Source organism: Nodularia spumigena CCY9414, from assembly GCF_000340565.2.
GTDB lineage: Bacteria > Cyanobacteriota > Cyanobacteriia > Cyanobacteriales > Nostocaceae > Nodularia > Nodularia spumigena.
On sequence record NZ_CP007203.1, the window covers coordinates 3,104,275 to 3,129,276 of the forward strand.

18 protein-coding genes are annotated in these 25,002 nt (G+C 40.1%); 1 reads left to right on the top strand and 17 read right to left on the bottom strand.

Features of this window, described 5'->3' with window-relative positions; translation table 11 throughout:
- Positions 1-83: 83 nt before the first annotated feature.
- The 17 genes from NSP_RS13450 to NSP_RS13530 all read right to left on the bottom strand — a co-directional run bounded on the left by NSP_RS13450 (position 84) and on the right by NSP_RS13530 (position 23,101).
- Positions 84-1,526, bottom strand: coding sequence for an O-antigen ligase family protein (locus NSP_RS13450; protein WP_006199131.1), 1,443 nt, complete (start codon positions 1,524-1,526; stop codon positions 84-86).
- Between the two features lie 103 nt (positions 1,527-1,629).
- Entirely contained in the window at positions 1,630-2,589 is a 960-nt protein-coding gene (locus NSP_RS13455; RefSeq protein WP_044482767.1) for a glycosyltransferase family 2 protein, read from the bottom strand.
- Positions 2,507-3,715 (bottom strand): glycosyltransferase family 4 protein, encoded by a 1,209-nt coding sequence (locus NSP_RS13460; RefSeq protein ID WP_006199129.1) that lies wholly within the window; start codon positions 3,713-3,715, stop codon positions 2,507-2,509. The genes NSP_RS13455 and NSP_RS13460 overlap by 83 nt, the downstream gene beginning before the upstream one ends.
- 121 nt (positions 3,716-3,836) lie before the next feature.
- Positions 3,837-4,829, bottom strand: a complete 993-nt coding sequence (locus tag NSP_RS13465; protein WP_017804145.1) for a glycosyltransferase family 2 protein — start codon at positions 4,827-4,829, stop codon at positions 3,837-3,839.
- Positions 4,830-5,031: 202 nt separating this feature from the next.
- A complete protein-coding gene (locus NSP_RS13470) occupies positions 5,032-6,195 on the bottom strand; it encodes a glycosyltransferase family 4 protein (RefSeq protein ID WP_006199126.1) in 1,164 nt (387 codons plus the stop codon).
- Positions 6,196-6,342: 147 nt separating this feature from the next.
- Complete coding sequence (locus tag NSP_RS13475; protein ID WP_006199125.1) at positions 6,343-7,182, bottom strand: hypothetical protein; 840 nt, start codon at positions 7,180-7,182, stop codon at positions 6,343-6,345.
- Positions 7,183-7,260: 78 nt separating this feature from the next.
- Positions 7,261-9,111, bottom strand: coding sequence for a heterocyst formation ABC transporter subunit HepA (gene hepA, locus NSP_RS13480; protein WP_017804146.1), 1,851 nt, complete (start codon positions 9,109-9,111; stop codon positions 7,261-7,263).
- 407 nt (positions 9,112-9,518) lie between these two features.
- Positions 9,519-10,262 (bottom strand): heterocyst development glycosyltransferase HepC, encoded by a 744-nt coding sequence (hepC, locus tag NSP_RS13485; RefSeq protein ID WP_006198762.1) that lies wholly within the window; start codon positions 10,260-10,262, stop codon positions 9,519-9,521.
- A gap of 750 nt (positions 10,263-11,012) precedes the next feature.
- A complete protein-coding gene (locus NSP_RS13490; RefSeq protein ID WP_006198761.1) occupies positions 11,013-13,256 on the bottom strand; it encodes a GumC family protein in 2,244 nt (747 codons plus the stop codon).
- Between the two features lie 238 nt (positions 13,257-13,494).
- The gene (locus tag NSP_RS13495) at positions 13,495-14,583 is read right to left on the bottom strand and encodes a glycosyltransferase (protein WP_006198760.1); all 1,089 of its coding nucleotides are present in this window, start codon (positions 14,581-14,583) and stop codon (positions 13,495-13,497) included.
- A gap of 306 nt (positions 14,584-14,889) precedes the next feature.
- Positions 14,890-16,203 (bottom strand): NAD(P)H-dependent oxidoreductase, encoded by a 1,314-nt coding sequence (locus NSP_RS13500; protein WP_006198759.1) that lies wholly within the window; start codon positions 16,201-16,203, stop codon positions 14,890-14,892.
- A gap of 90 nt (positions 16,204-16,293) precedes the next feature.
- Positions 16,294-16,851 (bottom strand): dTDP-4-dehydrorhamnose 3,5-epimerase, encoded by a 558-nt coding sequence (rfbC, locus tag NSP_RS13505; RefSeq protein ID WP_006198757.1) that lies wholly within the window; start codon positions 16,849-16,851, stop codon positions 16,294-16,296.
- 37 nt (positions 16,852-16,888) lie between these two features.
- Positions 16,889-18,037: a CDP-glucose 4,6-dehydratase gene (gene rfbG / locus NSP_RS13510; RefSeq protein ID WP_006198756.1), complete on the bottom strand. Its 1,149-nt coding sequence runs from the start codon at positions 18,035-18,037 to the stop codon at positions 16,889-16,891.
- A gap of 67 nt (positions 18,038-18,104) precedes the next feature.
- Entirely contained in the window at positions 18,105-18,878 is a 774-nt protein-coding gene (rfbF, locus tag NSP_RS13515; RefSeq protein WP_006198755.1) for a glucose-1-phosphate cytidylyltransferase, read from the bottom strand.
- A 342-nt stretch (positions 18,879-19,220) separates the two neighbouring features.
- Positions 19,221-21,404 (bottom strand): tetratricopeptide repeat protein, encoded by a 2,184-nt coding sequence (locus NSP_RS13520; protein WP_006198753.1) that lies wholly within the window; start codon positions 21,402-21,404, stop codon positions 19,221-19,223.
- Between the two features lie 141 nt (positions 21,405-21,545).
- Positions 21,546-22,400 (bottom strand): PP2C family serine/threonine-protein phosphatase, encoded by an 855-nt coding sequence (locus NSP_RS13525; protein ID WP_006198752.1) that lies wholly within the window; start codon positions 22,398-22,400, stop codon positions 21,546-21,548.
- A 26-nt stretch (positions 22,401-22,426) separates the two neighbouring features.
- Positions 22,427-23,101: a vWA domain-containing protein gene (locus tag NSP_RS13530; protein WP_006198750.1), complete on the bottom strand. Its 675-nt coding sequence runs from the start codon at positions 23,099-23,101 to the stop codon at positions 22,427-22,429.
- A gap of 551 nt (positions 23,102-23,652) precedes the next feature.
- Between NSP_RS13530 and NSP_RS13535 the strand changes: the two genes are divergently transcribed.
- A complete protein-coding gene (locus NSP_RS13535; RefSeq protein ID WP_017804147.1) occupies positions 23,653-25,002 on the top strand; it encodes a response regulator in 1,350 nt (449 codons plus the stop codon).

The window sequence follows — 25,002 nt, forward strand, 5'->3', positions numbered from 1 at the left end:
CTCACCCTAGATTTTAGCAAGTAGAGATGTTCTCCCGAAACATTTCTAGGATAAATTTGCCATTCATACTCTCCAAAAGAGTCCTACTGATTGAAAGTATTGATACCTTGATGCTGATAATACTTGTGGGCGGCCATAGCCATAGCTAAAAATCCCCAAAGAATCATACCCGGCACACTTAGCATCGCACTATTGCCTACTAACTGTACACAAGAACTCAGACCAATAGCACGGGCGGCGCTGACAAAACTATCAAATTTAGCTTCATTATATTGGAGAACGCTGAAAATGATCAAAATTAAACCACCAATATAAGGGATAGCACCTAACCAACCCAAGGTAAAAAACATATCTAAAATGCCACTGTCAAGCACAATTACTTCTATTTGACCAGTTTTTTCATTGACTTTCCAGATATTTCCTAACCCATTACCTAAAACATTAGAAAGAGCTAAACTTAAATTTCTGTCATAGCTTCCCGATCTCTCTTTAAAGCTAGTATCGTTTTCCAAATTAGAAAAACTTTCCAAACGATCCGCAACTACACCAGAAATTGGTTCAATGTTAGTCAATGGTATAACACACATGAGCATGATTAAAATGATGGCAATTAAGCGCATTTGAATCCGCGCCTTTACCGAACCAAAAATCATCACTACTCCTAGCAACCAACCCAACCAACTTGTGCGTACTTGTGTTAACAAAAAGGAGAGATAACCAACGGCTGAGGCTGGAAAAATTAAGGTTCCCGAACTGGTAAATAATAACAATAAACCTGTTTGCATGACATAGGCAAAGGGACCGGGTGAGTGTAAAGTACTCCACACGCGCATTCCAAAAGGTTCCGGATCTCCCGAACTCGTAAACATTTTGGATTCTATCAACCAATATCTATCCCATTCAGGTGCTACCACGAATTGATAGATACCATAAATGCCTAAAATCAACACGCCCCACAGAAAAATGCGTTGCAAATTTTGGCGGTAGCTGGGATAATCTCGCCAGTTGATAAATAAGTGAAAAGCGAAAATAATCGGACTGAGCCAATCTAAAAAACCCCGTGCTACAGGTACTGGTGCATTATAAATTAGACCCACTAAAGAACCATAAAACACGCCAATAAACGCCAAAATAAACGGCAGTCCTCCCTGAATTGAAGCGCGAGGAGAGTGCCGTAAAAATGTGGCGATAGTGACAAACACCACTAAGTAAGGTGCTACGAGCATCTGACGGGTAGGGTCCCAACCAATGCGATAGTCAACTAAGCGAGTCGCTAAGGGTGTCAGGAACCATATCCACCAAGTAAAGCCGATATAGAGAATGGGATGGCGTAAGTATAAAAATACAGCTACAGCCAAAGCCATCGCCGGATAAACCAAGCGCAACAAACCAGCCGCACCAGCAAAATAGCAAACTACAATTAGTAGCAAAAAGCCCAAAATAGCCAGCCAACCTTGTAGCGATCGCTCTTCAGGAAAAAAGTGTGATTCTGAAAAACTATTAAAATGTATCTGTTTGGAAATCACAATAAAGCTACCAACATTATATTGTAAAAATTGAATAAAAAATCATCCGTCTTTATCTGTGGTTAATTAATCATTCCGGATACCTCAAAATATAAAAATCGCTCTAAGAAGGAAAATTTCCCATATTTAAACGAGGATTTGTAAATTTCAAGGCTTCATAAGCTTGCCAACGACCGCGCCAAGATATGATTAATTTTTGTCCAGCCAGTTTACCTTGACTCGGTAAAAGTCGCAACCATTGGATTAAACCTAAACTCTCTCGTGTCCCCACTAAGAAAGCCCAAAGCCAAAAAACAAAATGGCGCGATCGCGGCAAATGTTCTAGTAAAACTAAAGTTTCATTATGAACCAAATTAATCAAAGCAACTTCATTAAAATTATGACGTTGGTCTTCATCAAAACGTTGGGCTGGATAGTGGTCAACCGCCACCTGTGGGTCATAAATCATCTTCCAACCAGCCCGCTTTAAACACAGAGTAAAAGCCATTTCAAAATGTACCTGCGCTCCCGTACCACGCATACGTTGATCAAATTTTAATCGACCAATTGCGAGAGTCCGAAAACTCATATTTACCCCTTTAAGAACATCAACTTCGCGCGGTTCTCCTACTCCCAAATGATGATTACCAATTACCCGCCCGAACCACTGCAACTTACCAACTATCGGCTGTTGACCGGATTCAATTTGATCGCCGTAGTGTACCCAATCACGACCACCCACACCACCAATGCAACTATCAGCGATAAAGTGAGCATTGATTTTTTCTAACCAATCAGGATGGGGCGCTGCATCATCATCAGTAATGGAAAGAATGTCTCCTTCTACTTCCGCTAATCCGGCGTTGAGTGCGGCGACTACTCCCGGTTGTGTCACTTTCACAGTTTGCAGTGGTAAGAAGTTTTGCAGATGAAATTCGGCGATAAATTCCCAAGTTTCTGTATCCGTATCCCGAACTACTATAATTAGTTGATCAACCGGTTTAGTTTGGGTTTGCAGTGCCAAAAGGCAGCGTGATAGATCCAGGGGACGGCGATAAGTAGGGATGAGAACTGTATTCCTCATGATTAATTAATTCCTCAAATAAATCCAGATAAATTTGTGCCATATTCGTCCAACTATGTTGTTCGGCGATGGAACGGGCGGCTTTCCCCATGTTTTGGCGTAAGATGCGATCGCTTGCTAATAACTGCATTGCTTGTGTCAAACCCTCAGCATCATCTGAGTCAGACAAAACTATCCCAGATGCTGGCGTTACCAAATTGGCCGCACCGGTGGAACGAGCTGTAATTACAGGTAAACCAGAAGCCATCGCTTCAATCACCACCAAGCCAAAGGGTTCATAACGGGAGGGGAAAACAAAGAAATCTACAGCTTTCATCAGTTCTGGGACATCAAACCTCTGTCCCAAAAAATGCACTCGTTCACCCAATCCCAGTGATGCTGCTAGCTGAACATAGGGACTTCCTTGAGTATTTCCGGCTACTGCTAGATGTAACTCAGGAACTTTCACTAAAGCTTGTAAGACTGTATCTAAGTTTTTGCGAGCTAGTCTGATATCGCCTGCAAACAGTGCTAGGGGTACGTTCTCAGGTAGTTGCCATTTTTGGCGTTCTCTAATTCCTGGGGAAAACTCTTGTAAATCAACGCCGTTTAAAATTACTTTAATGGACTCTGGAAGTACACCTATTTCTCGTAAATCTTGGGCGACTTTATCAGACACTGCAACTACTACTTGAGCTTTACGAAAAGCTTGTTTTTCCCAATGAGCATTTAAATTTGTGTATACCCACTGGTAAAAATTATATAAAAATTTCTGTAAATTTGGTTGATTTTTCCTAGAGGTGAATTTCAGCCAAGAATTATGCACAAAATGCACTGCATTCACATCTCCAGAAGCATTGGTAATTGCTCCGTTTACTTTTACTATGTCCAGTTCTGGGCGATGTTTTTGCAACCATTTTGTACTTTTAAGCGCAAAAACCATGTTGCGAATAAATTCCGTCGGCCATCCTTTTACAGAGATAGTAACCCAATTAACTTGGGGATTTTGCAGAATTTCTGAATCTACTTTACTCGCTAATAAGGTCAGGTGATAACCGCGACGAATTGCTTCTTGAGCAACTTCGTAATTAACTCTACCCTGACCATCGCCTTTTTGTACGGTGTGGGTAACAATACAAATTCTCATTGATTCTGATTCCCTCTATTATTAATGATTAACTGAGTAATTGGGCAAAGATAAAGAAGGAACTACTAAGACACAAACAAAGCAGATGATTGAAAATTTTGAATTAATTAATACTATTGATTTATTCTGGTATTCCTAGTAATTGATTGCTTAACATTTTCGGGGTAAAGCTGAGAATCAGTGCGACGATGGTTCGCAAATTAAACTTTTGCTCTCTCAGGGCTTGCCAAAGATAACAACGTCCTAATTCTGTCTGTTTATTTCGCAGTAACCCGATGCCTAAAGTTGTATGAGATTCTAACATTTTTTTTTGAAAGTGGGTTTTAAATTCGGCGATATTCGGATCTTCTCTAAAGATTTTATAACAGAAGATTTCACTTTTGGCTTTACGGATTTTTGCCTGCACGTTTCTACTTCCGCTCTGATTTGTGTCTGTCTGCTCGTGTTCTCGATATAGTGTGAGTTTTTCGGGATGATAGTAAACACTATGACCGGATATACAGCAGAGGTAGGTTAAATATAAATCCCACATACCGCCAACTTCTGAGGGAATACTATCCCAATCAATAGTGTGATTACGAATTACGCAAGCTGCGGCTGTGGCTATACTTTTATCTATTAACCCAATTTTGGCGAATGGTTGATGAACTCCTGGGGCTAGTTGATCTCGCTTGTAACTGCGTGTATTTACTTCTGTTTTCTCCTTTTGAATTTTGTTATTATTATCTATAATGTATTGGTCACAAAATGCTAGAATTAAATCAGAATTGGCTTCTAATGGTGGTACAAGTTTGGCTAAAAAATCCTGATTCCACATATCATCATCGTGGAGGCTAGCTACATATTTACCAGTTGCCATTTTGAAGCCATACATTTGATTAGCAATCATCCCCACATTTTGCGGTTGTCGCCAAAATCTAATGCGTGGATCTCCAAAAGATTCGACAATTTCTTGGGGACTTTCGGGACTGCAATTATCAGAAACAATAATTTCAATATTTTGATAAGTTTGCTTAACAGCACTGGCGATCGCTTGATGGAGATATTCCGGTCGATTATAAGTGGGAATAATAACACTGACTAAAGGTTGTGGGGATTTCATCGTGAGTGACATTAGTTTATCAGGTGATATTTTGGCTTTACTATTCCAGAAGGAATAGATTTTACCTGGTGTTTATATAATTAGATACTTGAAGTTGGGAAATTTTGGATTGGCTGCTCTGATACCAGTGATTTTTATCGACATCAGGCGTGAGTAATTTTTGACTGCATTAATTGAAAATGAGCCATCCAAAATCAAAAGTTATTTAATTTTCTTAAATGGGGCAGAAATTTAAAGCCGTATTAGTAGGAGTTCTTGCTTCAAATTCAGCGATAGTTTTAGCATAAATTTCTGCCAGTCTTTGGATGTGGATATCAATAGTAAATTCTTGCTGATACCAAGCCTGACCTTTCTCACCCATGAGTCGGCTTTGGGAATAATTTATGGCGAGTTCGTTGATGGCAGCAGCTAACTGTTTTATATTATTAGGTGTAACCAAAATTCCTGTTTCACCATCTCGCACGTGTTCAGGAATACCGCCCACTGCACTAGCAATGATTGGGCGATAGTGACTATAGGCTTCGAGGGTTACTAAACCAGCAGGTTCAGGCCACAGACTGGGAAAGACTACAGCAAAGCATTGTTGATAAAGTGATTCTAGTTTGTCACTATTACACCAGCCATGCCAAGTAATGCGATCGCTTAACCCCATCTGACGTGCTAATTTTTCCATACTAGGCTTACTCCAACCATCACCGGCGATGTCCAGATGAATGCGTTGGTTAGTTTGTGCTAAAGCTTTAATCAGCCATTCCACCCCTTTATCAGGAACAATTCGACCAGCGAACAAAATGCGCTGATTTTGATGAGTGTCCGAATTTAGGGGTGTTGTGGGATTTTTGGGTGGTTTGACACCACACCGCAATGTCATGACTCGTTCCGGTGCTAAACCACTACTAATGATTTGCTGACGCACATAATCACTATTAGCAATTACAGGAATTTTGAGGTTTTTGAGTATCTCTAGAGGATGGTGAGTATTCAACCAATTTTGCAGAATTTTTCGGGGTCGGCGACTACCACAGCCATCTACTAAATGTCCCCAAGTACATCCTAAAGGATTCATCATGCGATCGCACACTTTCCCGCGATTGGCTAAATATTTTGTTCCACTGGGACAGTAGCTAGAGTGATTGTGCAGAGTAAAAATTGCTGGACATTCTTCTCGCAAATCCACTAACATATCTGGGTCGTGAATATGCAGCAATTGGGGCTGTTTTTGAGCGATATTTTTTAGAGAAGAAATAGGGCGATCGCTCACCCCAGAAATTTGCGAATTTACTAAAGACGCTAAATAAGTTTCAATACCACCACCCCCCTTGATATCAGCACGGGAGCAGTGATAAATCATTTTTTGATCAATTAATGTATAACTCATATTGATTTGGCTTATTTTTAATTAGAATCCTAATTTTTTTAGATAAATTATAGGACTTACGCACGAATTACGGAATAACTAACCACACCAGACGCAGAGGACACAGAGAAATAGGGGTTGGAGAGAGTTTTTGCGTAAGTCCTGAAATTAGTTGGATGCATTCATCCAAAACTTATGTCTGACATCACTTACATAATGTCGTAAAGCAATTTTTTTACTAGAAAATTTATCTGGATAGATAAATTGATCCATCACATTCATGACATACTTTTCTGAACATAGTGGCACACCATGATTATGGTGAATTGTCAAATGTACAATTGTTTGTTCAGTAAAATAGCTCGGTGTTCCGGCTAAATTTGCCAAACGTTTAATTGCAAAATCCCAATTTAGCTCATGTTTAAATAAAATAAATCCCGCATTCACAGGATTTGATTTTTCTGTTTCTTCATAAAGGATTCTGCCATCTAGAGAATTAGCACAATCAGGAAGATAATGACATACTTGATTATCTAACTTCGCTAACTCAACTAAGTCAATTCCCCCTGGGAAGAATAAAATGTCTGAATCAGTATAAATAGTTGCACCATTCACCGGAATTGACATCAATGCTGATAATTTTTTACCCATTGGATGTATTTGAGCATAATCAGATACACATGGTGGTAAATCTGTTTTGAGAAATTTGTTGATTGGTATAACCTCAACACAGGGATGAATGCGGCGTAGTAACTGACAACTCACATCAGTATAGCTACCATCAGAAATCACAGTAAATGTCTCAGGTATCCCAACATTGCTGATAAATGAGCGAATACTTGCTACTTGTTCAGCTAAGTCGCGTTCACAAGATAAAGCATAGACTCGAATGGGAACTTTTTGATTTGATTGTATGGCAATTTTAACCGTTTTCGCCAGCTTTGATTTATAGAGAGAACGGTTAAATTTTCCTTGAAAGCGCGCAGTATGATAGCCAATATTTACCATTTATCTCACCTCGTTTAAATGCCAAATGTTTGGTCTCAATTTATTGTGCAATCTCTGATAATTAAATCCGGACAAATTTTATCCAGCTTGACCCATTTCATATTGAGTTTTGTGATATTCCCACAGCTTGCCTTGAAGTTGTAGTAATTCTTGATAATTACCTTGTTCCACGATGCGTCCTTGTTCTAAGACTACAACCTTATCAGCTTGGGCGATAGTTGAAAGACGGTGAGCGATCGCAATCACTGTTCTACCTACAGATAGCTTTTCGATAGATTCCTGAATCAAATGTTCAGTCACAGAATCGAGGGCGCTGGTGGCTTCGTCCAAAATCAGAATTTCTGGGTCACGTAGCAAAGCACGAGCGATCGCAATTCGCTGGCGTTGTCCTCCAGATAATCGCACACCCCGATCCCCCAGTTGCGTATTCAAGCCTTCAGGCATTTCGTCAATAAATTCCAGTGCATTCGCTAATTGAGCAACTTTGCGAATTTCCGCTTCAGTCGCTCCTTCAGTACCATAGGAAATATTATTCCCCACAGTAGTATTGAAAATAAACGTATCCTGACTGACAACAGCGATTTTCTGCCGTAAAGAACTAATATCAAATTGGCGAATATTTATGCCATCAATCAGGACATTCCCTTCTGTTGGATCATAAAATCTGGGAATTAAATCAATCAAAGTACTTTTACCAGCCCCAGTGCCGCCAACTAACGCAGTAGTTTTACCTTTTTCAATGCTCAGGGTAATATTATTTAGCACTAAAGTATCAGCATCATAGCCAAAATCAGCAGAAACTATATCAATTGAATACTGTAGCCCAGTAAATTTGACATAGCCATTTTGCAAATAGATTTTATTGTCAGTCCTAATTAGCTCCTTAATATTATCTGCCGCTCCTTCAAGTGTGCTGAGATGCGCTCTAGTGCCATTAATATCTTGCACAATTGGCACAACCCGGAAGAGAACAAAGAAAAATGTCAGCAAAGAAGCTACTTGTAAGGTTCCATTGACAACAAAAATAGTAAATGCAAAAATAATCATCCCAATGAGAATTGTACTAGCTATAGCTTCAGCTAGCGGTCTGACAAGCGCCCAAGTTAATACAACTTTAGTAGAAGTGCTAACTACGTTATCACTAGCATTATAGAAACGTTCGCGCTCAAACTCTTGAGTAGAAAATGCCTGAACTGTGCGAATAGCGTTAATAAATTCAATCGCTATTGAAGTAAAATTTCCATTAGCAATCGAAGTACTAAAACTCGTTTCTCTAGCCCGCGCATTCAGTGTTGATAATCCTACTCCTACCAAGGTGAATAAGAAAAAAGAAATAACAGTAAGTTGCCACGATAATAAACACATCGAGACAAAATAGACAAAAGCAGTGATACCTCTAGTTATTAAAAATGCTGCTCCACTAAACCACTGTTTCATCCTCTCAATTTCAGTGGTAATAGTATTAATTAGTTCACCAGAGCGAGTTTTAGCAAAATAACTTAAAGGTAAACCTTGCAACTGATCAAAAATTTGTTTCCGCAAGCGGTCAGCTAGAAACAATTGAGACATTTCTGTGTATACTTGTGCTAGATAATTGAAACCAGCCCGAATCCATGTACTTAAGAGAATCAGTAAAGAGATGCGATATAGTCTATGAATTGCCGATGCATTAGCAGCTAAAATCCAAGTATCAAACCAGGAAATTCCCGTTTGAATAGGTTCGGCATCAGGAGTAGTTAAATTTTGCAAAAACGACAGGAGAAAACCAATACTAAAACCTTCAAAAGTGGCAGCTATAAATGAAAAGACTAAAGCTAAAGCAGCAATTTTGCGGAAATTTTTAAACTCTCGTAAAATTAACCGATTTTTTTGCCAAAACTTGGTATTTTTGCAGCGATTACCTATTAGTTGGAAAGCTTGAATATACATGAGGATTGATTTACAAAATGTGATTGCTTAGATAGATAATAGAGATGCTAAATAACCCGTTGATTTTAGGCAGGACTTACGCAAAATCATGAAAAAACGAACCACAAAGAACGCGAAGGACACGAAGGAAAGAGGGTTGCAGAGAGTTATTGCGTAAGTCCTATTAGGTAAGACAAAAAAAGGCTGATCTTTTTTTAGGGTGCGTTATGGCGATGAGGGAGTTCCAAATAAAAAAATACGAAATCACCTAAAGCAAAAAACCTCTCAAACTCTCATAACTCTGTGTCCTCTGTGTCTGGAGTGGTAGCCTTCGGCAAGCCCTTCGGTCTACGTTTATTAGGATAATTTATTTCTTGGAAGTCCCTTAACGCACCTGAGCGACTTAATGCATCTAGTTCACAAGCAAATCACAATGTTTGGCTATCTAAATGCAACAGACTCGATTCTTCCCATGAATTCCTCATCTCTGATAGTTGATTCATCTGCTGTTGTCCCGCCAAAGTTAGCCGCACAGCTTGTTCTAAAGTGCAATTACCAGAACCCATCAAACTCATTTCACCGCGTAGCACATTCCACAACTGGGGTAGATGATCTAAATCGTATTTACGCATCCAACGACACAAAGGTGTAATATTGGGCTTTGTAGTTGTACAAAACTTGATTGCACGAAAGAGTTTACCTCGTTCTCCAACTTGCCATTCACTGGTAAAAACTGATTCTGGTGAGTTAAGCTGTAAAATTGCAAATAATCCCATCATGACTGGACTCATGAGTAGGAGCAGAAATAAAGCCGCAATCCATTCAATTAGTTTTTGCCAATTGTTACCTTGTTTCGCCTGTTTATCGCTAGAGGGTAGGCGCAGAAATATGGGCTTACCAGCTTCTTCGCAAGCTTCAACCCAAAGTTTTAGATAATCTTCACCAATATTTGGATCTATACTCACCAAATTTACTAGAGAATGTTTTAAGCAATTGACTAATAATTGCTCGTCATGCAAAGAAGGTAGATGAAGCGGTTGAGTTTTTCCGGTAGATTTGACCAACAACTGACCCCGCCGCCATTGGAGTTTACAGTATGAAAAGTGATGATGTTGGTGTTTTTGGGTTTCAAGAGAAGAATTCTGGAGAGCAGGAATTAATGATATTGTCATATGTCTTTGGATCTATACAATAGTGAATTTCTGGGTTAATATTGAAGGCTATTAATGCCAAAGACTCCGAAAAAAAGTTTTGCTCCAAGAAATATGTAGGCGATTACGTGCAGAAATACGCTCTTTTAAGTAAGTTGCACTCCAGACAAGTCCACATCTTGGGAAATTCTGCTGGTGTCAAGATGTACAAACAAGAAAGATCCTAAGCAGACAACTAGCAGTAAACATACTGGGAAAGCTGATTGGGAAACGCGGGTTTCTCTTTGATAACTAGGGAAGATGGGAAGTGCAGAGGAAAATTTCCCCGTTCCTCAAGTGAACCCTAACTTCATATCTACGTTTAGTTGCGACTACCTATTTTTTTTTTATCAATCTCACAAAACTAGTTCACCGTTGTCTTTTAGCTGTTGAGAAGGGGCTTTAATCTCTAGGATATAAGACTATGTAGAAAGAACTATCTACTGTGCTAGATTCTTTATTTAGTCTTTAAACAGGCAGTTGTTTTTCTAGATAATTATAAAGTTGCTATAAATATACTGAATTTGAAGTAATATTAATACAATAAAAAATTCATATCTGAAAATATAAGCGATCGCCTCTCCAAATTACGAGCAAATTATCAAAAAAAGCATATGTGCGATCCCATACCAAAAATTGCGATCGCACATCATATAAAACCTTTCAATTGGTAAAATTGCACACAGATACAAATAGAAGTTTCCTATCTGTCCCCCCTCCCCAAAATCTGTGCTATTTTTCTACCGCTTCTTGCAACGCCAATTGAGAAGATTGAGACGGCTGGGGATACTTGACATAAGTACTGCCAGAATTTGAGACTCCATTAGCCACAACCCCAATCAGATTTAACTTACTCAACATGGCTGTAGCTTGGGCTAATTGGCTGCGAGTAATCTTACTCATACTGGCAGCCAGTACCACACTACGACAAGATGAAGCTGTCAGCATAGCATCCACCAAGCCGAGAACTGGCGGACCATCTATAAGTACCAAATCATAATTATCCTCAAAGACTGCCATCAATTGCATCATCCGTGGTGAACTCAAAAGATTTGCTGGGTCAATCGGTGTCGGCCCGGCTGTCAAAATATCGATGTACGCTGAACCTAAACTAGGAACACCAATCTGGTTGGGAAGAGAGACATCACTAGCCAGGAGAGTAGATAGCCCTTGCTCATTGGGAAGATTGAGCTGTTCGTGGAGACTAGGCTCGCGTAAGTTGGCATCAATCAATAGTACCCTTTTGTGTAAACGAGCCGCACTCATCGCCAAACCCAAAGCCAAAGCTGACTTACTCTCATCTCGCAAAGCCGAGGTAATCATCAAAGACTTCAACGTGGAAACAGAATTTAAAAGTTCAATATTCTTGAAAATTAAATCCAAGGATTCCCAACGCGGTGGAGATTGCAACACCTGAATTGTCCAAGGAGAAAGAACTTCTGGTTTACCAAAAGGTAACTTGATAATTGACTCTCTGTTTTTGGTAGTTGGCAGTTTGGGAGTAGTTCCCAACAACGGCAAAGCCACCTGCTTTTCCAATTCCGCCGTAGTATGCACAGCATCATCAGATGCTTCTCGAATAAAGGTAGCAATACCTCCCAACATCAACCCCACAACTCCACCCAACAAAAGATTCTGCCGCAGATTGGGGCCTAAATACGTACCTAATTGTGGTTCTTCCACAACTTCCCAATTAAAGCCACCCTTAGCAAGTTCTTGGCGTAATTTCTGTTCAGCTCGCAATAGCTCCTCTAACCGTTCACGGCTAAATTGTAGCTGTGGCATAATCCGATTGTAATAAGCCAACAGAGGCGGAAAGCGTTTGATTTCAAAACGCAATTCATTTTCTTTTTCCGCCAAAGTTTGATCGCGGGCGCTTAAGGCAACTATAGTTGTTTGCGTCTCCACTAGCTGACTCGCTAGGTTGAGGTCAATTTCACCGAATTGTCCTTGTTCCAAAAGAGGTGCTTGGGAGGACAATACACCATTAGATTGTACGCCTAAAGTTCTGCCCACCTCTTGTTGCAATAATTTCTTCTGGCTTTCCAGTTGTTCTTGAAGCTGTTGCACAGTCGGAGTTTCATCCGTAAACCGCAAACGCTCTTGAGCTAGTGCTAGTTCAGTTTTTTGAATTTCGTTGAGTAAGCCTTGGTAGCGAGTAGACTGGCTCAGACGAGAAGCAACCAGAGCATTTTGTGGAGAACGCTTGAGTTGTTCTTGCAAAGATTTTTGGCGGGCTACAGCCTCTTGATATTGAGAACGGGTAGTACGACGTTCTTGTTCAATAGTGTTTAAAGAATCTTCTAGAGCTTTAGCTTGTGACTCAGGATCGATTAAATTTTGGTTTCTGCGAAATCTTTGTAGATTAGTCTCCGAGGCATTTACTTCCTCACTGGCTTTACTTAACTGTTCCCTAATAACTTGCAAACCTTTTTGTAACCGGGAATTCTGCTGCTGTTTGTTGTATTCTACATAAACTTGCCGAATTGCCGCCAAAACGTTTTGTGTCTTTTCTGGATCTTGGGCAGTATAGTCTACTTGGAAAATTTTTGTAGCCACATTATCTTCTTTACTCCTGAGTTGATTCAGAACTAAAGATTCTCTAATTTCATTGACAGTAATCTGAGGATAATCAGATTTAAGTTTGTCAACTGCTTGTTGGATGAGTCCTGAACTTTGCATCAGATTCAGCTGAGTTGCTGTATCTATCTGAATATCCGGCTCGATAAATTGACTGTCTATCCCAGCGCCTTCGGGCCTACCTTGATAGTTAGGTTCTACAAGCAGCTGCATCGAGCTTCTGTAAGTAGGCTTTGTCCTAGAAGTTACCACAGCCGCCATTGAGATTGAAGTAATAAATACTGCTAAAAACCAAGGGAATCTACGAATAAATATTTTAAACAACTGTCCATAACTTGGTTCTGTATTAGAGTTATTAACCTGATTTATACCGGGACTAAGACTAGGTTGATTCATGTTTATTATCCTTATCTGCGAGATGCTACGCGTAGCTTGCTTCCCCGTAGGGATATTGTTAATACTAATTCGTCATTGCCCAGGGGCTACGCTCTTAGCCCAGCTATGCCCATAACTTGCATGGACTAACCAGAGGCTTTACGTGATTTATAATTGGGAAAATCAGACTCCATCTTGGTTTCTCGGTTTACAAGTGTGACATGATTTTGATAATTTATATGAAAAACCTCAACAATGATTAATTGATACTACAAGTTTGTTCAATAAGTTGCTCAACCTTCCTAAAAAACACTGGTTCTGAAAAATTGTTCACTGCATGATTACGAATATTTTCATAATTCCAAGTGATTGCTCCGGACTCTATTAATGCAGATTGTATGGATTCGGGTGTTTGTCTCTTAAATAATACCCCGGTTTTTCCGTGTATCTGTGTATCTAATACTCCACCCGCTCCGTAGGCAATCACTGGTGTGCCACTAGCATTTGCCTCAACTGGAACTAATCCATAGTCTTCTAAGGCGGCAACTATCACAGACTTGGCTTTAGAAAATAATTCTTTGCGTTGAGCATCACTGACGTGTCCTAAAAACGTAATATTATCTAAGGCTTTGGCTTTGAGACGTTCTTGTTCTGGCCCATCACCTGAAATTAATAATTGCCACCCTAGCCAATTAAAGGCTTCAATGATGATATCTAGCCGCTTATAGCTGATCATCCTTGCCGAAGCTAGATAATATTCATCTTTTATATCTGAAAAGAGAAAATTATTTGTATCAATGGGATAGTTAATAGTAATTGCTTGTTTATTGTAAATTTTTTGAATACGACGGGCGACTACACTAGAGTTAGCAATGTAAAGATCAGGTTCCTGAGCATATTTCAGGTCTACATTTCTCATTAATTGAAAAATCTGTTCAATTAAGGGCGCAAAATAGCGATAGTCCCCATACTCCCTTAAATAAGTTTCTGTATCCCACAAGAAACGGGTAACATTATGACAAAAACAAATATGTTTTGCATCTGGACGTTTGCGTACTGCTTTGGCAAAGCTCGTACTACTACTAATAATCAAATCATAATCTTGTAAATCCAAGGACCTAAAGGCAGGAAAATACAAAGGAGCCATCAATCTAAAATACTTGACTGCGCCGGGAATTTTTTGCAAAAAAGTAGTTTTGACGATACGTTCACCCATATCAATGGTTTTTTGCGGGTTGTACAAAGAGGTGAAAACATCCGCTTGGGGGTAACGCTTGCAAAGTAATTCAAATACGCGCTCTGCTCCACCGCGCTGGGTTAAATAATCATGAACTAGAGCAATTTTCATACTTTTATCTAAATTTCTTCTTAAGTTTAGGAGACGCTTCGCGAACGTGTTCTTCTCCCAAGGGGAGACGCTACGCGAACGTTCCTTCTCCCAAAGGGATAGGCTAGCGCCATAAGCGAAGCTATGCCGTAGGCTTTACGTGGTTCATTCTTTCTTAACTTGTGCGTAAGTCCTACTGACTACAAACTTTTATTTCTACAGTTTGGTTAGCTGATGTATCTGTCGAAGATGCCCTCAAGCTGCTGATCAAAGAGCTTGAGGGGTTCACAGGCTTAACTGAAGGTAGTAATATAGAAAATGCTGATGTTATCCAACGGTTGCTAGAACTTTTTCTGATGCAAAATAAGTGTTTTGTTCAGCACGTAGTTGGTCGCAAAGTCTGCCTTCAGGTAACTCGACATCATCGTATGTGAGGACTTGATCCTGGGGAATATCTCGTTTGAGACGACATCCTTCGGCTAAACCGATTGGTAATAGTTTCTGCTCTTGAACAATGGGGGAATTTTCACATTGGCCGTAGGTCATATAGTAGCCAATACCATCTAGGGTTTCCCCGGCTTTCAGATTAATTTTGGCGGTGGTGATCACATCGACTAATGGACCTGCTAGTGGAGACAAGACAGCATCTTGAAACAGCACAGCACGGGCTACAGATAATGGGACTTCAAAATGGCAGAGGTGATAAGGAGTGTAGAAGCTATATAAGGGACCTTCACCTAATTTGTACAAATCGAGATAATGGCGTTGTTTGGGGTCGTCATGAGTGGCAAATACAAATACACCAGGGCTAGGTTGAGCGCCAACTACATAATCAACGATACCACCCAGTTGCTTCAGTTGATCAACGTCGTACATTTTGGTCATTTGATCAACATGACCGCTAAAGTTGTAGCCGAGCATTCCGCGCTGGGCGACTTTCATTCCTGTGGCGTTGGCAACGATCGCTTGCTCGAAGGAAATTTTGGTTCCGTCAGCAAAACTAGTTACCATGTGGGCTTTTTGACCCCAACGTTTAGCAAATCCTTCTTGGGTTGTCGGGTTACGATAGGGGTCTTGGAGTCCTTTAATGTTACCGCACAATAAGGGAGTTAGACCAATACTTTTGACAAATCGGTAGAGATTCATTTCTACCCCTGGCTGATCACCATCACAGGCGCTGAGAATGACTCCGGCTTGTTTGGCGTACACGTTGAGGATGGGGCCGATAGTCGCGTCGAGTTCGGCATTCATCATAATGACGTGTTTGCGATGGGCGATCGCTTCCATGACGATATGAGCGCCAAATTCTACTGCACCAGTGACTTCGATGATCGCATCAATGCCCTCAGCTTGGCAGAGTAATGAAGCATCTTCGGTAACTGCATATTTATCCTGAGCGATCGCCTCTTCTAATTCAGTTACACTTGTCACAACTTGAATATTTTCTAATCCCGCTTCTGTATAAGCTCGTTTGGCTGCATCAACCTGACGGCTAAAAATCGCCACCAACTCCATTCCGGGAACTGAATTGATAATTTGATTAGCAATCCCCCTACCCATAAAACCAGCCCCAATCATCCCCACTTTCACGGGATTCCCGGCGGCGGCGCGGGCTTCTAAGGCACGATCAATAATAATCATTAGCTAAATTCCTAGTGTTAATTATTTGCTCAAACTAAGCTTAAAAACAGTAAATACACTGGTAACTGATAACTGATAACTGATAACTGTTTATCTAGAATCTGCACTACCAACAGGGATCATTTCCAATAAAGTCCAATTTAAGTCTTTCTCAGAAATTTCAGTTACTGCTAGAGGCCATTCAATATGAAAAAATGGGTCATTGTAACGTAATCCTCGTTCATAACCTGGTGTATAAAACTCACCCACTTGATAGACAACCTCAGCATCATCTGTGAGGGTTTGATAACCGTGAGCAAACATTTCCGGTACATACAAAGCCCGGTGATTTTCTGCGGTTAATTCCACGCCAATATGTGATAAAAAAGTCGGCGACTCAGGACGCATATCAATAATTACGTCATAGATAGCGCCTTTGGTACAACGCACTAATTTGGTTTCTGCGGCTGGAGAAACTTGATAATGCATTCCCCTTACAGTACCTTTCTTGTGGTTAAAAGATATATTACATTGGGCAACTGTAGGCTTCAAACCATGTGCCATAAATTCTTGAGCGCAGAAACCACGGGCAAAAAATCCCCGATGATCCGGCTTTTTTTCAACATCAACAATGAATGCGTCTTTCAGTGTAGTTGTGGTAAATATCATAGAATTTATCTGGAGAAATTTTGGGACAATTAGTTGGTTAACTTCTTGATTGAGCGACTTCAGCTACATTTTCCCCAGTTTCAACTTCCCACCGAGCAATTTCTCGTTGCTGAAAATATGCAAGTTGCATAAACTGCTGAATTTGCGCTTGGCTCTTTTGCTGCATATCACAGCCTTGTTTCCAGGCTTTTGTCCAATCCACAATCCAAGCTAAAGCTGTGGTTAAATCTAATTTTGGTTCCCAGTTAATTTGAGTTCGAGCTTTAGAACAATCCAAGGTTAACAAATTGGCTTCATGGGGTTGAACTTTACCATCCTGAATCCAATTAGCATCCTTACCCCAAAACTTTTGCAGCTGGTTAACTACCCAAGCTACGGTTTTTACTCCTGACTCATTCGGCCCAAAATTCCAGCCTCCACAATAAACTGAACCGTGAGTAAATAGTTTTTCAGCCAGCATTAAGTAACCATTTAGGGGTTCCAAAACGTGTTGCCAAGGGCGCACTGCTTGGGGATTTCTAATCACAACTTCTTTCCCGGAAAGCCAAGCGTTGAGAATATCAGGAATCAGTCTGTCCTTAGCCCAGTCTCCGCCGCCAATGACATTTCCAGCTCGAACACTGGCTACAGCTACTCCATGTTGAGCGTAATCAGCCGGATTGAAAAATGATTGACGATAAGCTGTGGTGACTAATTCAGCACATCCTTTACTACTGCTGTAAGGATCATATCCCCCCATAGCATCAGTTTCCCGGTAGCCCCAAACCCATTCCCGATTTTCATAACACTTATCAGAGGTGACTGAAACTACGGCTTTGACGCTGGGGACATTCCGTACTGCTTCCAATACGTTGACTGTTCCCATAATATTTACAGCATAGGTGTCTACTGGGTTGTAGTAAGATTCCCGCACCAACGCCTGCGCTGCCATATGGATGACAATATCGGGTTGATAGGTTTGCATCACTCGTTGGAGAAAATCTAAATCTTTGATATCTCCTACCACCGATGTCATCCCATCAGCAACATTAGCTAATTCAAACAGGTTCAAACTTGTGGGAGGTGTTAAAGCATAACCACACACTTCTGCCCCTAACATTTGTAACCACAGAGATAACCAACTACCTTTAAAACCTGTATGTCCTGTGACAAAAACTTTTTTTCCAGACCAAAAATTTGATTTCATTAGCTAAATTATCCTCATGCAGCACGGTGTAAATTAACCTTCAGTTATGGCAATTACGAACTACGAATTACCAGACTTTCCAAGGAGCATGACCACTTTTCCATAGCTCTTCTAGGTGGTTTTTATCACGTAAAGTATCCATCGGCTGCCAAAAATCATTATGTTTAAAAGCAGATAACTGATTCATCTGTGCCAGTTTTTCTAATGGTTCTTTCTCCCAAACTGTAGAGTCATCAGCAATCAAGTTAATTACTTCCGGTTCTAAAACAAAGTAACCGCCGTTAATCCATGCACCATCACCTTCCGGTTTTTCCCGAAAGCTGTTGATTTTAGTTTGCTCTTGTCCTAAAGAAATCGCACCAAAGCGTCCTGCTGGTTGAACGGCGCTGAGTGTCGCTAAGGTTTGTTGTTCTTTATGGAAGTTAATTAACTCTGTGATATTGATGTTACTTACACCATCGCCATAAGTGAAGCAAAAAGTGCTGTTACCAATATGCTCACTGATGCGCTTTAAGCGTCCACCTGTCATTGTGTAATCGCCCGTATTGACTAAGGTGACACGCCAGGGTTCAGCATAACCAGAATGTATACTCATCTGATTAAATCGCATATCAAAGGTAACATCTGACATATGTAAAAAGTAATTGGCAAAATACTCTTTAATGATGTAACCTTTATATCCACAACAAATGATAAAGTCATTAATGCCGTGGGTAGAGTAAGTCTTCATAATGTGCCAAAGAATTGGTTTCCCACCAATTTCAACCATTGGCTTAGGTCTGATACTAGTTTCTTCACTGAGGCGTGTACCAAGCCCTCCAGCTAGAATTACCGCTTTCATACAATTACCTTTTCGGAGATTTTTAGGTAGATTATTATTTGAATTTTTCGGGATGAAGAGGATGCACGTATAGAGGAGCAAATTGCCTGGATAATGTCTTTGCTTCCGTACACAATATAACGATTATTTTTGGCTAATTGATGAAGAGGATGTAAATGATTTTCTTTTATATATAAAATATAGATGAATATAGATATAATGATAATTCAATAAGTTAAATATAGTAAAATAGCTAAACATGATAAGAGTATGGAAATGCTCACCCTTATCATGTTTAATTTTATCTCACCAAAAAAAAACTATTTAGGAAAAAACTAGCTCTAACTTCACTAGTTTTTTAAATTAATTGTTCCCTGTATATTCCCATATAGCAGAGCTTTGTAATAAAGCAGTACATTGGCTTTCTATAATTACACAGATACTGCTAAGTGCTTGCTGGTAGCTTTCTGTATCCTCTTGCTCTAAGGAAAGTTTGGCTGCTGTTTGTAAATCTTCAATAGCCTTGAGATTATTGGGGTCAAATTCCTTGCCAGTATATTGTGTAAGTTCATAGCGAATCATCCCTCGCTTGAGATAGACTTTCGCCAAGCTGCCATTTATTTTTAGTGCTTCGTTAAAGTCAGCGATTACCTGTTGATATTCTGGAATAAAGTTACTGCTAAATTGTGCCATTTTATAGCGAATTTCACCGCGCTGAAAATAAGCTTCTGCTCTGGATGCATTCAGTCGAATCGCCTGGGTCAAATCAACAATTGCTTGTTGATAAACTTGCACAGATTCACTGCTATATCTAGCCATTTTAGAACGGACAATACCTCTTCTAATATAGGCTTCAATTTCCTGCTTATTGATCCCCAGAGCTTGATTAAAGTCAGCGATCGCTAGCTGATATTCTCGATCAGGATCATGGCTATATTCAGCCATCATATAACGAGCATTACCTCGGTTGACAAAAGCTTTAACTTCTTCGGGGTTAATCTCTAAAGCTTGGTTATAGTCTTTGAGAGCGCCTTCATAATCTCTCAAATTATAGCGGGCATTGCCTCGGTTAACATAAGCTCTGGAACTTGTCGGTTGCTGTTCTATGGCTTGGCTAAACTTTTTGACTGCTTGGTCATAATCTCGAATTTGGTAAGCAGCATGACCGGCTTTATAGTAATCTGCGAAACTGAGAGTGTCTTCTGGTGGTTTGTGGGAACGAGCTATCAAAGTTTGTTGAGTGTAGGCATTTTGAGAAACGTATGGACGAGTAAATTTAATTACTACGTCCAAATACCCCAACAGACCAAAACCTAGTAAACACAAAATAGCAGGATAAAACTTGGTCTTTTTGCGATGTTGATAAGGAGAAAAGCCAGGAGTAGCTACTGACTGCCAATAATTTACTTGATACTGCGGACTGACTGGTTGTGGAGAACGTGGACGCTGGGTGTAACGCCTTTTTGGTACGACTCGCGGGCGCAGATGTTCGCGATTCTCTACTGCTCTAGGTGATGGAAATGGATCACGTCCACCTAAGCGCAAAGTCCGTTCACACCAAGGACAACTATCTAAATGGTTGTTGTAGCGATGCTGAGGATTAGTAGTACAAGTAATCAGGCTATCTTCGGCTTCAGCTAAAACTGATAGCCAAGTTTGAGCAGTGGGGCGCATCTGTGGGTCATGATGACCATCCTCAAAGCAACGTAAAAACAATTCTTGCAACTTGGGATGAAGCACTTCCCAAGCAGGTGCGATGGGGGTAGGGCTATAAGGTACTTGGCGCTTTTGACTGTAAGTGAAATGTCCCGCAGCAATGCGGGCTTCGTAAGGGGGTGGCTCAGAAATACCTTGAAAGATTCCCGAAAAGGGGTGAGTACCTTCCATTAAAAGTTGAAAAATCAACACCGCCAAGCCAAACAAGTCATGGGGAATTTGGCGATCGTGTTGAGCAAAAGTTTTATTTTGTAGTTCTGGTGGAGTAAACTCTGGTTTACCCACTGAACAGCGATAAACAAGATTCTGATCAGGATCGTATACTTGGAAAGAGTCAGTATCTACCAAAGTCACCAGTGCTGTATCACTGACGAGAATATTTGACTCATTTACGTCACCAACGCAATACCCACTATTATGCAAAGCCGCAAAAGCCGCCGCTAAATTGCGAGCTGTACGCAGCAAATACTGATAATTGAATAAAGGACAATGTTCGCGACGGGTTTTGGGATTGTAAAAGTCAATAATTGGGCGCATCCCGTAAATCCGGGGCATCAAAAAGCCAATGATACCATTGCCTTGATCTGTCGCCTGTAATAAATCCTGGGGCCAAGCAATGGAAATATGCCCCAAGCTAGCCGTAGGGTTTTCTGGAGGGTTAGCCAGCATCGCCCGGAGTTTTTGGGCGTGAGCAACTGTGGGCTTGTGATAAACCTTGGCTACTAAATCACCACAAGACGGTATTGCATAGATACAAGCTTCACCGCCACGCCCCAAACTAACGCTGAGGTTGATAATTTCTGGTTTGGGAAGACAACGTAAGACCTGCATGATGAAATCACGGTGAATGGGGTTATGTAAAAGACTAATATCGCAAAATTAGCACAACATTGCTGAGAAAAAAGCTCATGAGACGTGAGCCACGTTTCAAGTATTTTTTTCACTTAGCACGGGCTAACGTCCCGCTTTGCTCTAAGCGCAGCTATCGTAGGGCTTTACAGCACTCTGGAAGCCGGCTAAAATCAGCGTCAGATCATCATCAGTACGTTGCGTAATCCGCTCAGAACCTAAAAACCGCACCAACTGCTCTTTGGCTAATGTTTGATCTTCCGCATTCTCTACAAAGTCGAATAAGGGAAAAAAGAATGGTTTGTGAGGTTCACCCAGAACCATGTTTAAAGCCACCATTTGTAGTCCATCGGTAAGGACTCCAATATTCACTATGGATTCACGCCATAATCTCATTTGCGCGGTATCTAAGGCATCAGGCGAAGTTAAAAAAGTCGTCTCGTTGATGTGTTCGCCATTGTCAGGTATTGTCAGTGCCACTAAGTTACCCATATGATCTTTGGCTACTGCTAAACCGTCTCCAATTTGTACAACTGCCACCATATCTGGTGTGGCAACCATAATAATTAAGGTAGTTGCTAAATCTTGAGGCTGTTTGCTACAAGCTACCGCTTCATCCTCTACTGCTTTTTTGGCGGCTAGTAAGGCTTCATTCAATAGTGATTGCACAATTGCATCATCTGCAAGGGAGTCTGGAGTAATTTCTTGGAGAGAAAGGTTTTCTATTGCTGTTTCTACAGCTACCATTGCTCCCACTTTTCCCTGACTGGCTGAACCAGCACCATCAGCAGCAGCAATTACCAATACATTACTTGGCAAGAGCTGCCAGTGGTGAGCATCTTGACATAGCTGCTTGTTTCTGATGTGACTTGTACCACATACAGATGCGGCGACTACTCGCCAATGAGATATCTTTTTTGATGTTGTGTTCATAGATTTTTTCACAGCAGCTAGCTGTCTGAGTATAAGCCGCGCCATACCTACGGTCAGCTACGCGATCGCGATTAAAGAGTCCCCCAGCCAATCGGTGGTAGTGCTACCTGTTCATCTACCTGGGAATGGGAAACTGCTGACATACTAGCTGACAACCAAACAAACATCTCAATAAAATTCAGTCCTTTCAGTTTGAGCGGAGTCCTCACGGCTAATTGATTTAAGCGCATCATGTTAGCGTTTTCTACACCTACTGTGAAGAATGCAACTCGTTTATTGGCTTCCTCTCCTTGCAGGCGCTGCGCTGCTTGCTCTATCAGATGATCTAATTCCCCTTGCGGTTCTCCATCTGTAATCATAAATACCCAAGGACGATAGTAAGCAATGCCATTGGTACGATATAGAGATTTACGCTCTTGCACCATGTCTAATGCTTTATGAATTCCCGCGCCCATTGTCGTTAGTCCCTGTGCTGTCAATATTGGCGGGTTAAATTGATCGGCTGTCACAAAGTCTTGGACTATATTGACGTTACTATCAAATGTGACAATGGCTACTTCAACTCTTCTGGCTGCTAAGGAATTTTTGACTAATTCATCCTTTAAACTCAACAAGCCCTGATTTAACGCCTCTATTGCATCTCCTTGCATTGAGCCAGATGTGTCCAGCAATAGCACACAAGGACAACGTGGTTCAGGGTTTTCAGCAAATTCAACTATTTCATCGAGTTTTAAGGTATCGTGCATAACTTTTTTTGTTATGTTATGTTTCAATGCTTTATTTTCCTTTTTTCAAAGTATATAGTTTCGTTTCCGGAGCCTACAAGACTAAACATAAATGTTTAGCCCTAATTAGTGCAATCTTTATGAAACAGATACTTTTAACTAAATGATCTATATATACCATTTATTAATCAAAATGTGCCTAATTAGCCTGTTAATCACAGCTTTGTTTGCCAGCCTGTGAGATTGATTCCTGTGCTGGAATAAATCGCAGTTCCTCATATATAATCGGTATACATATTTATTTAAGAAATTATTTATGTACAAAGTTTTGTCTATCAACAAAATGTGGAATACTAACATAAATCTCGACAAATCTCAGCAAATCATCTGACCAATTAATTCATTTAATCACTCTGTTATAAATTTAAATAAAAAAATCGCTATTTTTTCTATATACATATTTACAAGTTTATAATGTTTTTTTATTTTAAATATTAAATTTTCAAAAAAATCCCTAATCAAAGATTAATTGTGGCGGTATTCTGTATACTCTCTCGAAAATACACCAAAATATGAATAATATTGGCACTTTCACAGCATTACGTCCTCAGCGTTTGTTAAGACATTTATCTAATTGTTATGATACTACTTGTCTACAAGCTTTTAGTAACTTAGTTACTTGGTCAATTTACCTAAAGCAGGGGAAAATAACCTACGCAACCCATTCAGTAGAACCTTTTGACCGACTAGAACGCCATCTGCGTCGCCTGAGTTATCAAATTCCAGGGCTTACTAGTGAAATTCGTGTCCAATTACGCTTAATGTTTGAAACTGACTTACATAATCAGTTCAGAGAATATCATGGTGATACGAATAATCATCCTGCTGATTATCAAGCTATTAACTGGTTGATGAATCAAGGGTATTTGAATACTCAACAAGCAACATTACTGATTGAAGAATTAGTTAAAGAAGTAGTTGAATCATTTTTATTAATTAAAAATGGTCATTTTGCATTCAGCTATTTCCCGCCAGAAGCATCAGAAATATGCAGATTAGATGTAGAAAAAGTTATAGAATTTTGCCAAATTCAATTAGATAATTGGTTGTCTTTAACACCTTATATTTCTTCACCTTATCAGCGCCCATATCTGTTGTTTACCAATATAGTTCAAAGTCAAGCTTTTTCAGATATCCAGCCAAATTTAACTACCTGGATGAAGGGTTTCAGCCTACGCCATCTTGCGGTGATGATGAATCAAGATGAAATTGAATTGGCTAAAATACTATATCCTTACATTGTCAAAGGTGGAATTATATTACATGAACCAGATCCACCTTTTGATCAATTACCGATAACAGAATTATTTCACAAGAATTTAGTAGCCATACCAGTAGATACGCTCAAGAATACGAGCCAATCTGACTCAGATATTGTTGTAGAGGAATTCCAGGATATTTCTGCTCCTATAGGAGAAAATATTCAGGAACTAACAATATCAAATAACATAAATCCTACTGCTGAAAGAGTAACTGCTGCTACTGTAAGCACCAAAAAAGTCTATAAAGTTGTTTCTGTAGATGATAGTCCAACAATTCTCCAAGAAATTAGCCGTTTTTTAGACAGTGAAACTTTTGTTGTCATTGCAATCAATAACCCGCTCAAAGCTGTAATGTCGATTATTCGACACAAGCCAGATTTAATTTTACTGGATTTAAATATGCCAGTAATTGACGGTTATGAGTTGTGTCGGGTTATACGAAATAATTCGATGTTTAAAAATACTCCGGTGATTTTTGTCACAGGTTCTAAGGGAATTATTGATCAGGTAAAAGCGCGATTAGTAGGAGCATCTGGATATTTAACGAAACCTTTTACAAGAGTAGAGTTACACAAAATAATTTTTAGACACTTGAGTTAA

What these genes read in the sequence shown, in the direction of transcription:
- NSP_RS13455 (WP_044482767.1), bottom strand. Translation starts at nt 2,589, where the DNA reads ATGAGGAATACAGTTCTCATCCCTACTTATCGCCGTCCCCTGGATCTA.
- NSP_RS13460 (WP_006199129.1), bottom strand. Translation starts at nt 3,715, where the DNA reads ATGAGAATTTGTATTGTTACCCACACCGTACAAAAAGGCGATGGTCAG.
- NSP_RS13465 (WP_017804145.1), bottom strand. Translation starts at nt 4,829, where the DNA reads ATGTCACTCACGATGAAATCCCCACAACCTTTAGTCAGTGTTATTATT.
- NSP_RS13470 (WP_006199126.1), bottom strand. Translation starts at nt 6,195, where the DNA reads ATGAGTTATACATTAATTGATCAAAAAATGATTTATCACTGCTCCCGT.
- NSP_RS13475 (WP_006199125.1), bottom strand. Translation starts at nt 7,182, where the DNA reads ATGGTAAATATTGGCTATCATACTGCGCGCTTTCAAGGAAAATTTAAC.
- hepA (WP_017804146.1), bottom strand. Translation starts at nt 9,111, where the DNA reads ATGTATATTCAAGCTTTCCAACTAATAGGTAATCGCTGCAAAAATACC.
- hepC (WP_006198762.1), bottom strand. Translation starts at nt 10,262, where the DNA reads ATGACAATATCATTAATTCCTGCTCTCCAGAATTCTTCTCTTGAAACC.
- NSP_RS13490 (WP_006198761.1), bottom strand. Translation starts at nt 13,256, where the DNA reads ATGAATCAACCTAGTCTTAGTCCCGGTATAAATCAGGTTAATAACTCT.
- NSP_RS13495 (WP_006198760.1), bottom strand. Translation starts at nt 14,583, where the DNA reads ATGAAAATTGCTCTAGTTCATGATTATTTAACCCAGCGCGGTGGAGCA.
- NSP_RS13500 (WP_006198759.1), bottom strand. Translation starts at nt 16,203, where the DNA reads ATGATTATTATTGATCGTGCCTTAGAAGCCCGCGCCGCCGCCGGGAAT.
- rfbC (WP_006198757.1), bottom strand. Translation starts at nt 16,851, where the DNA reads ATGATATTTACCACAACTACACTGAAAGACGCATTCATTGTTGATGTT.
- rfbG (WP_006198756.1), bottom strand. Translation starts at nt 18,037, where the DNA reads ATGAAATCAAATTTTTGGTCTGGAAAAAAAGTTTTTGTCACAGGACAT.
- rfbF (WP_006198755.1), bottom strand. Translation starts at nt 18,878, where the DNA reads ATGAAAGCGGTAATTCTAGCTGGAGGGCTTGGTACACGCCTCAGTGAA.
- NSP_RS13520 (WP_006198753.1), bottom strand. Translation starts at nt 21,404, where the DNA reads ATGCAGGTCTTACGTTGTCTTCCCAAACCAGAAATTATCAACCTCAGC.
- NSP_RS13525 (WP_006198752.1), bottom strand. Translation starts at nt 22,400, where the DNA reads ATGGCGCGGCTTATACTCAGACAGCTAGCTGCTGTGAAAAAATCTATG.
- NSP_RS13530 (WP_006198750.1), bottom strand. Translation starts at nt 23,101, where the DNA reads ATGCACGATACCTTAAAACTCGATGAAATAGTTGAATTTGCTGAAAAC.
- NSP_RS13535 (WP_017804147.1), top strand. Translation starts at nt 23,653, where the DNA reads ATGAATAATATTGGCACTTTCACAGCATTACGTCCTCAGCGTTTGTTA.